Origin of the sequence: Pseudomonas sp. A2, assembly GCF_023100865.1 — a bacterium.
Classification (GTDB): Bacteria; Pseudomonadota; Gammaproteobacteria; order Pseudomonadales; family Pseudomonadaceae; genus Aquipseudomonas; species Aquipseudomonas asiatica.
Window position 1 is genome coordinate 3727240 of sequence record NZ_CP039127.1, and the last position, 13978, is coordinate 3741217.

The 13978-nt window shown below is 65.1% G+C and carries 15 protein-coding genes; 9 read left to right on the forward strand and 6 right to left on the reverse strand.

From position 1 onward, the window contains the following. Positions 1-12: 12 nt before the first annotated feature. The 4 genes from E5221_RS17180 to E5221_RS17195 form a co-directional block, all read right to left on the reverse strand. A complete protein-coding gene (locus E5221_RS17180) occupies positions 13-564 on the reverse strand; it encodes a hydrolase (RefSeq protein WP_015270830.1) in 552 nt (183 codons plus the stop codon). Between the two features lie 57 nt (positions 565-621). Next, the gene (locus E5221_RS17185) at positions 622-1341 is read right to left on the reverse strand and encodes an alpha/beta fold hydrolase (protein WP_025338668.1); all 720 of its coding nucleotides are present in this window, start codon (positions 1339-1341) and stop codon (positions 622-624) included. Next, on the reverse strand, positions 1338-1559 hold the full coding sequence (locus E5221_RS17190) for an MbtH family protein (RefSeq protein WP_003256222.1): 222 nt from the start codon (positions 1557-1559) through the stop codon (positions 1338-1340). The genes E5221_RS17185 and E5221_RS17190 overlap by 4 nt, the downstream gene beginning before the upstream one ends. A 103-nt stretch (positions 1560-1662) precedes the next feature. After that, complete coding sequence (locus E5221_RS17195; RefSeq protein ID WP_015270832.1) at positions 1663-2064, reverse strand: hypothetical protein; 402 nt, start codon at positions 2062-2064, stop codon at positions 1663-1665. Positions 2065-2304: 240 nt separating this feature from the next. On the opposite strand from E5221_RS17195, the gene purU reads away from it, so the two are divergent. Genes purU through E5221_RS17225 form a run of 6 tightly spaced genes read left to right on the forward strand, consistent with a single transcriptional unit; the run spans position 2305 to position 9129 of the window. Next, on the forward strand, positions 2305-3171 hold the full coding sequence (gene purU, locus E5221_RS17200; protein WP_013973142.1) for a formyltetrahydrofolate deformylase: 867 nt from the start codon (positions 2305-2307) through the stop codon (positions 3169-3171). Further along, positions 3168-4079, forward strand: coding sequence for a bifunctional methylenetetrahydrofolate dehydrogenase/methenyltetrahydrofolate cyclohydrolase FolD (gene folD / locus E5221_RS17205; protein ID WP_061551733.1), 912 nt, complete (start codon positions 3168-3170; stop codon positions 4077-4079). The genes purU and folD overlap by 4 nt, the downstream gene beginning before the upstream one ends. Beyond that, a complete protein-coding gene (locus tag E5221_RS17210; protein ID WP_013973144.1) occupies positions 4061-5302 on the forward strand; it encodes an FAD-dependent oxidoreductase in 1242 nt (413 codons plus the stop codon). Before folD ends, E5221_RS17210 begins: the two co-directional genes overlap by 19 nt. Before the next feature lie 12 nt (positions 5303-5314). Then, positions 5315-5620, forward strand: a complete 306-nt coding sequence (locus E5221_RS17215; protein WP_013973145.1) for a sarcosine oxidase subunit delta — start codon at positions 5315-5317, stop codon at positions 5618-5620. Continuing rightward, positions 5617-8520 carry a 2Fe-2S iron-sulfur cluster-binding protein gene (locus E5221_RS17220; RefSeq protein ID WP_247846062.1) on the forward strand — a complete coding sequence of 968 codons (2904 nt, stop codon included), beginning with the start codon at positions 5617-5619 and terminating at the stop codon, positions 8518-8520. Before E5221_RS17215 ends, E5221_RS17220 begins: the two co-directional genes overlap by 4 nt. Positions 8521-8523: 3 nt before the next feature. After that, complete coding sequence (locus E5221_RS17225; protein WP_061551736.1) at positions 8524-9129, forward strand: sarcosine oxidase; 606 nt, start codon at positions 8524-8526, stop codon at positions 9127-9129. A gap of 241 nt (positions 9130-9370) precedes the next feature. On the opposite strand, the gene E5221_RS17230 is transcribed toward E5221_RS17225, so the two are convergent. Beyond that, positions 9371-10255 (reverse strand): LysR family transcriptional regulator, encoded by an 885-nt coding sequence (locus E5221_RS17230; protein WP_247846064.1) that lies wholly within the window; start codon positions 10253-10255, stop codon positions 9371-9373. Between the two features lie 145 nt (positions 10256-10400). Between E5221_RS17230 and E5221_RS17235 the strand changes: the two genes are divergently transcribed. Together E5221_RS17235 and E5221_RS17240 are read left to right on the forward strand one after the other, a co-directional pair. Then, complete coding sequence (locus E5221_RS17235; protein ID WP_024087356.1) at positions 10401-11420, forward strand: alpha/beta hydrolase; 1020 nt, start codon at positions 10401-10403, stop codon at positions 11418-11420. A 54-nt stretch (positions 11421-11474) separates the two neighbouring features. After that, positions 11475-12197: a pirin family protein gene (locus E5221_RS17240; RefSeq protein ID WP_061551741.1), complete on the forward strand. Its 723-nt coding sequence runs from the start codon at positions 11475-11477 to the stop codon at positions 12195-12197. A 114-nt stretch (positions 12198-12311) separates the two neighbouring features. On the opposite strand, the gene E5221_RS17245 is transcribed toward E5221_RS17240, so the two are convergent. After that, positions 12312-12605, reverse strand: a complete 294-nt coding sequence (locus tag E5221_RS17245; RefSeq protein ID WP_061551742.1) for a DUF1330 domain-containing protein — start codon at positions 12603-12605, stop codon at positions 12312-12314. 78 nt (positions 12606-12683) lie between these two features. On the opposite strand from E5221_RS17245, the gene ribBA reads away from it, so the two are divergent. After that, positions 12684-13805, forward strand: a complete 1122-nt coding sequence (gene ribBA, locus E5221_RS17250) for a bifunctional 3,4-dihydroxy-2-butanone-4-phosphate synthase/GTP cyclohydrolase II (protein ID WP_182329425.1) — start codon at positions 12684-12686, stop codon at positions 13803-13805. Positions 13806-13978: the final 173 nt, after the last annotated feature.

A 13978-nucleotide genomic window follows, 5' to 3' on the forward strand; every position in this document is an offset into this window, starting at 1 on the left:
GTAACCGGCCGTTCAGGGCTGTTCACCGACCAGGTAGGTCTTGCTGATGTGCCGGAACAGCGGGTGGCTGGCACTGCCCATGAGCTCGAACAGAACCATTTCGCGGGTCACCACCTGCGCCCCCGCGGCCCGCATGCGCGCCAGCCCTGCGGCCTTGCTCGCCGGGGTACGGCTGTCGCAGGCATCCTCGACCACGAACACCTGCTTGCCCAGCGCCAGCAGGCCGAGCACGGTCTGCAGCACACACACGTGGGTTTCCATGCCACAGACAATCACTTGCTCACGCGCCATCAAACTTGCTGGCAGGCACTCGGCGGCCACGCAGGAAAAATGGCTTTTCTCCACCACCTCGGCGGCCGGCGCTGCGGCCAGCAGTTCGGCCAGGGTATGGCCCAGGCCTTTGGGGTACTGCTCGGAAATCACCGTCGGCAGTTCCAGCTCGTTCGTCGCTGCCAGCAGCCATCGGGCCCGCGCGCGGGTGCCTTCAGGGTCGCTCATGGCGCCGATGAGTTTTTCCTGGATGTCGACGACCAGCAGCGTGGCCTTGTGGGGATCGATCAGCATTGTCTGCCTCTTGCCTGGGAAAAGGCCTAGCCTCCCCCAGGCAAGCGGTGACGTCAATCAGGCGGACAGCCGAAGCGGTTGCAGCGACGCGGTGAGTGCAGCGAGCACCCGGTCCTCATGCTCATGGATGAAGAAGTGGCCGCCTGGGAACATCTGCAGCGAGAACGCCCCGAGGGTTTCCTTGCGCCAGGCTTGCAGCTGCTCGTCACTGGCGCGGTCCTGCATGCCGCCCAACACGTGCAGCGGGCACTGCAACGCCGGCCGCTGGCGGTAGGCGTAGGTACCACACAGCAGGAAGTCGGCGCGCAGGGTGGGCAAGGTCAGGCTCATCAGCTCGGCGTTGGCCAGCACTTCCTCGGGCGTGCCCTGAAGCTCGCGCAACTCGCCGATCAACTCGGCGTCGCTCTTGGGCTCGCGCCAGTTCTTGCCATCGTAGTCCTCGCGCCGGGTCGGTGCTGCGGTGCCGCAGGCGAACAGGGCCAGTGGCGCCGGGCAGCCCAGCGCTTGCAGCTCATGGGCCAACTCGAAGGCCAGCAAGGCGCCCAGGCTATGGCCGAGCAGCGCGTAGGGGGTGCTGGCCGCCAGGCGCTGTTCGGCGGCCAGTTGCCGGGCCAGGGCCTGCATGTCGGTGTGCAGTGGCTCGGCCATGCGCGCACCACGCCCGGGAAGTTCCACCGGGCGTACCTGCAGCCACGTCGGCAGCTTGCGCCGCCAGCGGCTGTAGACCATGGCGCTGGCCCCGGAATACGGCAGGCACAGCAGGTTCAATGCAGTCACTGGGCGGCGGCTTCGGCCATTTTCTGGCGCAGGCTCAGCGGGCGCATGTCGGTCCAGACTTCATCGATGTAGGCCAGGCAGTCCTTCTTCAGGCCGCTCTTGCCCACGGCACGCCAGCCGTTGGGGATGGCTTTGTAGTCGGGCCAGATCGAGTATTGCTCTTCGTGGTTGACCACTACCTGGAACTGGATATCGTCGCGGTCGAAAACGGAAGTCATTGCCTGTCTCCTTGAGTGATGGGTGCTGCTGCGCGCCTGGCGCAGGGGGGCCTTCAAGTAGACGTGGCGTGCGACGAAAAAATTAGTGGGGCTGACGCGGTCTTCAGGTATCCCGCAACAGGTCGTGGGTATCGAGCAAGCGGAAGGCCACCTGCGGATTGCGCTCCAGCCCACGGCGGATCGCCGCCGGGATCGACTGCCGGGTCTTGCGGCATAGGCCGGGCTGGTCGTCCAGTTCGATGACGATGCCGCGCATGGTTCGCACTTCGTTGAAACCGGGGGCAATGTGCACGCGAATGCCGAGGTTTTCATACATCCGCTGCTGCAGGCGTTGCAGGTCTTCCAGGTCCTTGAGGTTTTCCAGGCGGTCGAGCAGGCGTTTCTCCTCCTGGCGGGTCAGCAGGAGGATGCGCTGAGCGGCCTGCGGGTGATCGACCAAGTGTTCGCGGCCGCAGTCGCAGGCGCCAGGGGGGCAAGGTTGGCGCAGAGGCGGTGTAGTGCTCATGGAGCAATCATAGCCTGTACCGGCCTATTCGCGGGTGAACCCGCTCCTACAGGTCCCGGCTAAAACTTTCCTGTCAGGCAAAAAAAATTCACAAACTTCTAGACCGTCACCCGCCTCTTCGCCTATAAATCGCCTAAAGGAAATTTATATTCCTAACAAGAAATATTTCTTCGCCTCCACGCGAATCCTCTTTTGCCCTTGTGCCCGACCTGCCCCACTCCATCACGAGGCCTATCCGACATGCATCCCGCTCCCGATCACTTCATCCTGCGCGTCAGTTGCCCGGCCGTGTCCGGCATCGTCGCCGCGGTGACCACCTACCTGGCCGAGCACGGTTGCTACATCAGCGAGATGGCGCAGTTCGACGACGAGGACAACGGGCGCTTCTTCATGCGCGCGGTGTTCCGCTACAACACCGGTGTCACGGGTGACACACCGCAGCTGGAAGCCGGCTTTGCCGATGTCGCCCAGCGCTTCGACATGCAGTGGAGCCTGCACAGCAGTGCCCGGCCGATGCGCGTGCTGCTGATGGTGAGCAAGTTCGACCACTGCCTGTCCGACCTGCTGTACCGCCATGCCAAGGGCGAGCTGGACATGCAGATCACCGCCGTGGTCTCCAACCACCTGGACCTGCGCCCGATGGCCGAGCGCCAGGGCATCCGTTTCGTCTACCTGCCGGTCAGCAAGGACACCAAGGCCGAACAGGAAGCCGCGCTGCTGCGCATCGTCGAGGACACCGGTACCGAACTGGTGGTGCTGGCGCGCTACATGCAGATCCTCTCCGACGACCTGTGCCGCCAGCTGTCGGGCCGGGCGATCAACATCCACCATTCGTTCCTGCCCGGTTTCAAAGGCGCCAAGCCTTATCACCAGGCCTACCAGCGCGGGGTGAAGCTGATCGGTGCCACCGCCCACTACGTCACCAGCGACCTCGACGAAGGCCCGATCATCGAGCAGGAAGTGCAGCGCGTGGACCATGCCTACGCACCGGATGACCTGGTGGCCATCGGCCGCGACACCGAGACCATCGCCCTGTCCCGCGCCGTGAAATACCACCTGGAGCATCGGGTGTTCCTGAACCACGACCGCACGGTGATCTTCAAATGAACGCCACTCCCGGTATCAAGCTGATCGACGGCAAGGCCACCGCGACGCGGGTGCTGGCCGAGGTACGCGAGCAGGTGCAGGAGCTGCGCCAGGGCGGCGTGCAACCGGGCCTGGCGGTGGTGCTGGTCGGCGCCGACGCTGCCAGCCAGGTGTACGTGCGCAACAAGGTGCTGCGTGCCGAAGAGGTGGGCATCCGCTCGCTGGAGCATCGCCTGCCCGCAGACACCAGCCAGGCCGAGCTGCTGACCCTGATCGACCGCCTCAACCGCGACACCGAGGTCAACGGCATCCTCGTGCAACTGCCGTTGCCGGCCCATATCGACGAACACCGCATGCTCCAGGCGATCAGCCCACTGAAGGATGTGGACGGCTTCCACAGCGAGAACGTCGGCGGCCTGGCCCAGGGCCGCGATGTGCTCACCCCGTGCACGCCCAGCGGCTGCATGCGCCTGCTGCGCGATGCCTGTGGCGAACTGCGTGGCAAGCATGCGGTGGTGGTCGGCCGCTCGAACATCGTCGGCAAGCCCATGGCCGCCCTGCTGCTGCAGGCCGACTGCACGGTGACCGTGGTGCATTCGCGCAGCCGCGACCTGCCGGCCTTGTGTCGCCAGGCAGACATCCTGGTGGCCGCAGTGGGCAAGCCACGGCTGATCGGTGCCGACTGGCTCAAGCCTGGCGCGGTGGTGATCGATGTCGGTATCAACCGCATCGACGAAGGCGGCCACAGCCGCCTGGTCGGCGATGTCGACTTCGCCGCCGCCCTGCCCCAGGTGGCCGGCATCACCCCGGTACCCGGCGGCGTCGGCCCGATGACCATCGCCTACCTGATGAAAAACACCCTGCTCGCCCTCGACCTGCAACAACAGGCCGCCCACCAGGAGCGCACCGCATGCCTTTCGCCCTGCTGAAATACGGCCTGAGCGCCGACTACCCGGTGGAGGTCGACCTGCCACCACCGTGCGAACTCAAGCCACGCTATGACGTGGTGATCATCGGCGGCGGCGGCCACGGCGTGGCCATCGCCTACTACCTGGCCAAGTACCATGGCATCACCAATGTCGCCGTGCTGGAGAAGGCCTACCTGGGCGGCGGCAATACTGCGCGCAACACAGCGGTCATCCGCTCCAACTACCTCACCAGTGAGGGTGTGCGCTTCTACGCAGAATCGGTGCGCATGTTCCAGAATCTGTCGAACGAGTTCGACTTCAACATCATGTATTCCGAGCGCGGTCAGCTCACCCTCGCGCACACCGACGCCACCGTGCGCGCCTTTCGCCAGCGCGCCGAGGTCAACAAGCACTTTGGCGGGCGCACTGAAATGATCGACCGCCAGCAGATCCGCGAGCTGGTGCCGAGCCTAAACCTCGACCCCGGTCACCTGCCGGTACTCGCCGGCCTTTGGCACATCGATGGTGCCACCGCCCGCCACGACGCGGTGGCCTGGGGCTACGCCAAGCAGGCTGCCAAGCGCGGCGTCGAGATCCACCAGCTGACCGAAGTGCAGGACCTGCTGATCCGAAATGGCCGCATCGAGGCGGTGAAGACCAACCGTGGCACCGTGCAGTGCGGTTGCGTGGTACAGGCCGTGGCCGGGGCCAGTTCGCTGCTGATGGCCAAGGCCGGCATTCGTGCGCCGATCCACACCTACCCGCTGCAGGCCATGGTCACCCAGCCGTTCAAGCCGTTTCTCGACCCACTGGTGAGCTCCTCGGCGCTGCACTGCTACGTGCAGCAGACCAGCCGCGGCGAGATCGTCTTTGGCGGCGGCTCCGACCCCTACCCGCTGTACAACACCCGCTCCACCCTCGACCTCAAGGAGAGCCTGCTGGCACACGCCATCGAGATGTTCCCGTTCATGGCCAACGCCAAGCTGATGCGCCAGTGGGCCGGGATCACCGACATGACCCCGGACTACAGCCCGATCATGGGCCTGTCGCCGGTGCACAACTATTACCTGGACGCCGGCTGGGGCACCTGGGGTTTCAAGGCCACGCCGATCTGCGGCAAGACCATGGCCGAGCTGGTCGCCAGTGGCGGCAAGGTGCCGGAACTGATCGCACCCTTTGCCCTGGAGCGCTTCAGCCGCTTCCAGCAAGTCAACGAAATGGGCGCTACCGCGGCCAGCCACTAAGGAGCGACGACGATGAAGATCCTGACCTGCCCCTTGAACGGCCCGCGCAATATCAGCGAGTTCACCTACGGCGGCGAATTCAGGCACATGCCCGACCCGGCCAGCTGCAGCGATGCGCAATGGGCCGACTATGTGTTCAACAGCGACAACCTGGCCGGGGTGGTGACCGAGTGGTGGCTGCACAACGCCTCCAGCTACTGGTTCCTGGCCGAACGCCACACCGTGAGCGACCAGGTGCTGCGCACCTTCGACCCGAAAGAACTGTTCGACCGCCGCGTCGACTTCACCCCCGCCGCCACCCCGGAGATTGCCGGATGAACAGCCACACTCGCCTCCCCGCGCCCATGGGCCTGCTGATCGACCGCGAGCGGCCCCTGCACTTCCAGTTCGACGGCCAGGCCTGCCAGGGCTTTGCCGGTGACAGCATCGCCAGCGCCCTGCTCGGCAGTGGCCGCTGGCTGCTGTCGCGCTCGTTCAAGTACCACCGCCCGCGCGGCCCGCTGAGCATGGCCGGGCAGGATGCCAACACCCTGGTGCAGCTGCCGGACGAGCCCAATGTGCTGGCCGACCTGGAAGCCGCCCGCGATGGCCAGGTAGTCGAAGGGCAAAACTTCAACGGTAGCCTGGCGCACGATCGCGACGCCTACCTGGGCAAGTTTTCGCGCTTCATGCCGGTGGGCTTCTATTACCGCTCGTTCTACAAGCCCAAGGGCATGTGGAAGGTGTGGGAGCCGCTGATCCGCAAGAAGGCCGGCCTGGGCGTGCTCGACCTAGGCTTCAGGCCGCAGTACTACGACAAGGCCTATCTGTTCGTCGATCTGGCCGTGATCGGCGCTGGCCCGGCTGGCCTGCGTGCGGCACTGGACGCGGCCAATGCCGGGGCCAAGGTGTTGCTTGTCGAGCAACAGCCGGTGCTTGGCGGCTCGCTCACCTACGCCCGCTTCGACATTGCCGGCACCCGCGCCACCAGCCTGCGCCAGGAACTGCTGGCTGCCGTCGAGGGCCACCCGAACATCCAGGTGCTGCTGGACGCCACCTGCAACGGCTGGTTCACCGACAACTACCTGCCGGTGATCCAGCACAAGCGCCTGTACAAGGTGCGCGCCAGCCGCTGCCTGGTGGCGGCCGGTTCGTTCGACCAGCCAGTTGTGTTCCGCAACAACGACCTGCCGGGGGTCATGCTGACCAGCGCCGTGCAGCGGCTGATGAAGCTGTACGCGGTAAAACCCGGCCAGCGCGCGGTAGTCCTCACCGGCCACGATGACGGCTACCTCGCCGCCCTCGACCTGCAGGAGCAAGGCGTGGCCGTGGCCGCGGTGGTCGACATGCGCGCTGCGCCAGCCGATGCCGCAGTGGCCGCCGAACTGAAGCGCCGCGATATACCCGTGCACCTGGGCAGCACCGTGTACGAAGCCCTGCACAAAGCGGGCATGCGCCACGTGAGTGGCGTGGATATTCGCCCGATCACCGGCCAGGGCAAGGTCGGCCCGCATGGCCTGCGCCTGGCCTGCGACCTGCTGTGCATGTCGGCAGGCTACATGCCGGTGTACCAGTTGCCGTGCCAGGCTGGCGGCAAGCTGGCCTACGACGTCAACCGCGACGAGTTCGCCATCAGCAACCTGCCGGCCGGGCTGGACATCGCCGGCTCGGTGAACGGCCGTCACGCTCTGGGTAATGTACTGGCCGACGCCACTCGCGGGGCTGCCGATGCGCTGGCAGCGCTGGGCCTGGAAGCGCCGGTGCAGCCAGTGTTCAGCGCCGAAGCCAAGGTCAACTTCACCTGGCCGATCTTCCCCCACCCCAAGGGCAAGGATTTCGTCGACTTCGACGAAGACCTGCAAGTTCGCGACATCGTCAACGCCACGCGCAGCGGTTACCGCGATGTGCAACTGGTCAAGCGCTTCTCCACGGTCGGCATGGGCCCGTCCCAGGGCCGCCACTCGGCGCTGCCGACCGCCCGCCTGGTGGCCCACGCCACCGGGCGCAGCATCAGCGAAACCGGGGTGACCACCGCCCGGCCACCGTTCCAGGCGGAAAAACTGGCCCACGTCGCCGGCCGCGCCTTCGACCCGTACCGGCAAACGCCCATGCACCGCCGCCACCTGGAAGCCGGGGCGAAGATGATGCCGGCCGGCATCTGGCAGCGCCCGGCCTATTATGGCAAGCCCGAGGACCGCGAACGCTGCATGCAGGAGGAAGCCCGCCATGTGCGCGAGAAGGTCGGCCTGATCGACGTTTCCACCCTCGGTGGCCTGGATGTGCGCGGCCCCGACGCCGCCGAACTGCTGGAGCGCCTTTACACCTTCGGCTTCGCCAAGCTGGCCATCGGCCGCACCCGCTACGCGCTGATGACCAACGAGCATGGCGTGGTGATCGATGACGGCGTGTGCGCCCGGCTGGGCGAGCAGCACTTCTACGTCACCGCCACCACCAGCGGCGTCGACCGCATCTACCAGCAGATGCTGAAGTGGAATGCGCAATGGCGTCTGGATGTGGACATTACCAACGTCACCGCCGCGCTGGCCGCGGTCAACCTGGCCGGGCCGCTGTCACGCCAGGTGCTGGCCAAGGTGTGTGACGATGTGGACCTGTCGGCCGAGGCCTTCCCTTACCTCGGCGTACGCCAGGGCACAGTGGCCGGCATTGCCGCGCGCATCCTGCGGGTGGGCTTTGTGGGTGAACTGGGCTACGAAGTGCACGTGCCGGCGCGCCACGCCGAGCGCCTGTGGGATACCTTGATGCAGGCTGGCGCGGGGTTGGGCATTCGCCCGTTCGGCGTCGAGACCCAACGCCTGCTGCGCCTGGAAAAGGGCCACGTGATCATCAGCCAGGACACCGACGGCATGACCCACCCGGCGGAGATCGACATGCAGTGGGCCATCGGCCGCAAGAAGCCATTCTTCGTCGGCAAACGCTCGATCGAGATCCTCGAAGCGCAGCCGCTCAAGCGCAAACTGGTCGGCTTCACCCTGCCCAAGGGCAGCCCGCAGCCGCTGGAGGGGCATCTGGTGCTGGACGGGGCGGACATCAGCGGCAACGTCACATCCTGCGAATACTCGCAAACCCTGGGGCAGATCATTGGCCTGGCTTACGCCGGTGCCCATCAGGCCACGCCTGGCATGCACATCCCGATCCGCGTTGAGGGCGGTGTGATGGTCAATGCCAAAGTGGTGCCACTGCCGTTCCACGATCCCGACAACCTGCGCCAGGAGCTCTGAGCGATGACCAGTTTGCAAGCCAAAGCTTTTATTTCACCCGGCCCGCAGGCCGAACTGCTGCATACCTGCGCGTTGACTGACCTGACCGATCTGGCACGGGTCGGGTTTCGCGGGGGCGACAGTGCCGCTTGCCTGCAGGCGCGTGGCTACCGCTTGCCGTCGCTACCCAACCAGGCCGTACGCCAGGAAGACGGTGGCTGGATAGCGCGCTTGTCACAGACCGAGTACCTGTTGCTGGGCAGCCTGGCCGACGGCGGTGCACGGGTGGCTGCCGAAGAGGCCGGGTGGGTGCAGGATACCCGGCGCAACTACCTGCTGCCGCGCCAGGATAGCCATGCCTGGCTGCAGCTCTCGGGGGTGCATTGCAGCGCGGTGATGGCCAAGTTGTGCGGGGTGGACTTGCGCGCCCGGGCGTTTCCCGTTGGGGCGGTGGCGCAGACCTCGGCGGCGCGGATCAACGTGATCGTGCTGAATGTGGGGAGCGATGAGAGGCCGGCGCTGCAGTTGCTGTTTGATCGGGCATCGCTGGCGTATTTCCGTGAAGCGGTGCTGGATGCCATGGATGAGTTCGATGGTGGGTGGGTCAGGGTAGATGAACTGATGCGTTGACCTGCACCGGCCTCTTCGCGGGTAAACCCGCTCTCATAGAACAACACATGATTCATTGGTTCGGCGAGGTCCTGTAGGAGCAGCCTTGTGCTGCGAAGAGGCCGGGGCTGACAAAGCCTGTCTATTGGCTGTACCGGCCTCTTCGCAGCACAAGGCTGCTCCTACAAAGGACGCGTCAGACGAGCGATATTGGTTCTCTGCGCGACAGCGCAGCCCAAAGGGCTGGGCAATCTCCCGAAGGTCAGAGCTGCACCAAGCGCTCACGCAGGAAGTTCACAAACCCCTGAACCGGCCGCGCCACCTGCCGGTGCTGGGGGTACACCGCCGACAACTGCAGTGCTGGCGGCCGCCACTCATCCAGCACTTTCACCAGTCGCCCATCCGCCAACGCCTGTCCCACGATGAAGGTTGGCAGATAAGTCACCCCCATCCCGGCAATCGCCGCATCCCTGAGCAGCTCGCCATTGTTAGCCCGCATCCGCCCGACTACTTGGATCGCCTGTACCTTGCCGCCCTGGCGGAACTGCCACTGCACCTGCCGCGAATGACCATACGGCAGGCAATCATGCCCAGCCAGTTGCTCCGGCCTGGCCGGCACGCCCCGAGCCTTCAGGTACGCCGGGCTAGCGCAATACACCCGCTCGACACTGGCAATGCGCCGCGCAATCAGGCTGGAATCCTCCAGCGCACCAATCCGTAGCGCCAGGTCATAGCCCTCGCCGATCAGGTCCACTGCGCGGTCGCTCAAATCCACCTCCACATCCACCTGCGGGTGCAACTGCAGGAACTCGGTCAGCAGGCACCCCAGGTGCGCCATGGCGAACGACAGCGGCGCACTCAGACGCAGGGTGCCACGCAAAGCCTGAGCCTGGCCGCTGATGTCGTGCTCCACCTGCTGCACTTCGCCGAGCAGGCGCAACGCCGACTGGTAGTAGTGCTGGCCCAGCGGCGTGGCATCCAGGCGCCGGGTGGAGCGGTTGAGCAGGCGCACGCCCAGGCGCTCCTCAAGCTGCATCAGGCGCCGGCTGACCGATTGCTTGGACATCCCCAGGCGGTCGGCAGCCGCAGTGAAACTGCCAGCTTCCATGACCTGGGCAAAGATCCGCATGTCTTCGTAAGGGTTCATTGTCTCGCTCTTGGTGACAGTCAAACGCTTTATAGCGGCTTTTTCCCATCAGCGCATCTCCCTAATCTACGCACAAGTCGCAGCGATGGCCCTGAAGGCCAGGCAAGACGCCCACTACCAACATTCAACAGAAAAGGATTCGCTCATGAACATTGTCCACAAAACCCTTACCGCTTCCCTTCTGGCCCTGTCCGTTTCCAGCGCCTTCGCTGCTGGCAGCCCGGGTATCGAACAGCACACCCAGGCCTTCCTCGAAGCCCTGGAACAAGGCGGCGGCAAGCCACTGGAGCAGCTCAGCCCGAAAGACGCCCGCGCGGTGCTGACCGGTGCCCAGGCCTCGGTCAAGGTCGATCTCTCGGGTATCGAGGTGAAGGAACGCACCATCCAGGCCAACGGCGAGTCGATCAAACTGCAAGTGGTGCGCCCGGCCAACGTGAAGGGTGACCTGCCGGTGTTCATGTTCTTCCACGGTGGCGGCTGGGTGCTCGGCGATTTCCCGACCCACCAGCGGCTGATCCGCGACCTGGTGGTTGGCTCTGGCGCAGTGGCGGTCTACGTCGACTACACCCCATCGCCGGAAGCGCACTACCCGACCGCGATCAACCAGGCCTACGCCGCCACCCGCTGGGTGGCCGAGCATGGCAAGGAAATTGGCGTGGACGGCAAGCGCCTGGCCGTGGCCGGCAACAGCGTCGGCGGCAACATGGCGGCAGTAGTGGCCTTGAAAGCCAAAGAGGCCGGCACCCCGGCCCTGCGTTTCCAGCTGCTGCTGTGGCCGGTGACCGATGCCAGCTTCGAAACTGCGTCGTACAAGCAGTTTGCCGAGGGGCACTTCCTGACCACCGGGATGATGAAGTGGTTCTGGGACAACTACACCACCGATGCCAAGGCGCGGGAACAGATCTACGCCTCGCCGCTGCGGGCCAGCAGTGAACAGCTCAAGGGCCTGCCGCCGGCCCTGGTGCAAACGGCCGAGTTCGACGTGCTGCGCGATGAAGGTGAGGCTTATGCTCGTAAGCTGAATGCTGCCGGGGTAACCGTTACCTCGGTGCGCTACAACGGCATGATCCATGACTACGGGCTGCTCAACCCGCTGCATCAGGTGCCGGCCGTGCAAGCGGCCATGCGCCAGGCCGCCGGCGAGCTGAAAGTGCACCTGCAGTAACCTCATCCACGCATGCGGCAGGGCCTGGTGCCCTGCCGGTTCAGGAGACCCGTCATGCTCACCGTACGCAACGCCAAAGACCGCGGCCTGGCCTTCCATGGCTGGCTGAAATCGTTCCACACCTTCTCCTTCGGCCACTACCGCAACCCGGACGAGCAAGGGTTCTCGGACCTGCTGGTGATCAACGACGACCGCGTCATCCCCGGCAAGGGCTTTGGTCAACACCCGCACCGCGACATGGAGATTTTCTCCTACGTGCTGGAAGGCGCGCTGGAGCACAAGGACACGCTGGGCACCGGCTCGGTGATCCGCCCGGGCGATGTGCAGCTGATGAGCGCTGGCCACGGCGTGGCCCACAGCGAGTTCAACCACAGCCAGGTGCAGCCGGTGCACTTCCTGCAGATCTGGATCGTACCGAACGTGCAGGGGGCAACGCCGCGTTACCAGCAACAGCATTTCAGTGCCGAGGAAAAGCGCGGCAAGCTGCGCCTGGTCATCTCGCCGGATGGCGCCGAGGGGTCATTGCAGGTACGGCAGAATGCGCGGGTGTATGCCGGCCTGTTCGACGGTGACGAGCGTGCCATCCTGACCTTGCCGGAAAACCGCCATGCCTATGTGCATGTGGCCCGGGGCAGCATCGAGCTAAATGGGCAAGTGCTGAATGAAGGGGATGGGGTGCGAGTGAGGCAGGAACAGGTGCTGGAGCTGGGCAACGGGGTGGATGCCGAGGTGCTGGTATTCGACCTGCGGCCGCATGAGTTGCCTGGCATGCCTTGAGGCAGGTCCGGCCCTTTCGCGGGTAAACCCGCTCCCACAGGTACGCCACAGACTTCGAAATCTGTGGCGTACCTGTGGGAGCGGGTTTACCCGCGAAGAGGCCGCAAATCCAACTCAGGGCTCGACCCCTTCGACGATGATCACCTCAGCCTTCGCCCCCCCCTGGCGATGGCTGCAAGCCTCCTGGTACAGCTCGGACCGGTAACACGCCAGCGCCTGCTCGTACGAATCGAACTCGATCACCACGCTACGCTGAGGGGTAGGCCGCCCTTCCATCGCCTCGCTACGCCCGCCACGGGCCAGGAAACGGCCGCCGAATGCCTTGAAGGCAGCCGGGGCGCGCTGGGTGTACTGCTGGTATTGCTCGGGGTCGGTCACGTCCACATGGGCGATCCAATAGGCCTTCATGCGCTGTTCTCCTGTTACGGCGATATTTGTGTATGATGGTATACCATAATAATCACCCCACCACAGTGAGCGTGCAACATGGCTTTCAACAGCATCGAAGAACTTCTCGAGGACTACCGGCAAGGCAAGATGGTCCTGCTGGTGGATGACGAGGACCGGGAAAACGAAGGCGATCTGCTGATCGCCGCCGAGCGTTGCGACGCCCAGGCCGTCAACTTCATGGCCCGTGAAGCGCGCGGGCTGATCTGCCTGACGCTGACCGACGATCACTGCCAACGCCTGGGCCTGGAGCAGATGGTGCCGGCCAACGGCAGCGTTTTCAGCACCGCCTTCACCGTGTCGATCGAGGCTGCCACGGGCGTTACCACCGGTATTTCCGCTGCTGATCGGGCACGTACAGTGGCAGCGGCGATGGCCCCCGACGCCCGCCCGGAAGACCTGGTGCAACCCGGCCACATCTTCCCCCTGCGCGCCCGCGAAGGCGGTGTACTGACGCGCGCCGGCCACACCGAAGCCGGCTGCGATCTGGCGCGCCTGGCCGGGTTCACCCCGGCGTCGGTTATCGTCGAAGTACTCAACGATGACGGCACCATGGCCCGCCGCCCGGACCTGGAGGTGTTCGCTGCCCGGCACGGCATCAAGATAGGCACCATTGCCGACCTCATTCACTACCGCCTGAGCACCGAGCAGACCATCAAGCGCATCGGCGAACGCGAACTGCCGACCGTGCATGGCACCTTCCGCCTGGTCACCTACGAAGACCGCATCGAAGGTGGCGTACACATGGCCATGGTCATGGGCGATATCCGCCGCGAGCAGCCGACCCTGGTGCGAGTGCACGTGATCGACCCGCTGCGCGACCTGGTCGGCGCCGAATACGCCGGCCCCGCCAACTGGACGCTTTGGGCGGCGCTGCAGAAGGTGGCCGAGGAAGGCGCCGGCGTGGTGGTGATCCTGGCCAACCATGAGTCCTCGCAGGCGCTGCTGGAGCGCGTGCCGCAGCTGACCCAGCCGGTGCGGCCTTACCAGCGTGGGCAATCGAAGGTGTACTCGGAGGTGGGTACAGGCGCGCAGATTCTGCAGGATCTGGGCGTGGGCAAGCTGCGCCACCTGGGCCCGCCGCTGAAATACGCGGGGCTGGCAGGGTATGAGCTGGAGGTGGTGCAGAGCATCCCCTTCGAGCCGGACATGGTCGGCTAAAACACCGAAGCAACTGACTTGGCAGGGCCCTGTGGGAGCGGGTTCACCCGCGAATGCGATGGTGAAGCCACCAACGCATTCGCGGGTGAACCCGCTCCCACAGGGCCCGCGCTGTTTCTGAAAGGGACGGAGTGATGGCCGGTAGCCTCATACCTCTTGCCAAAAGTTTGGAA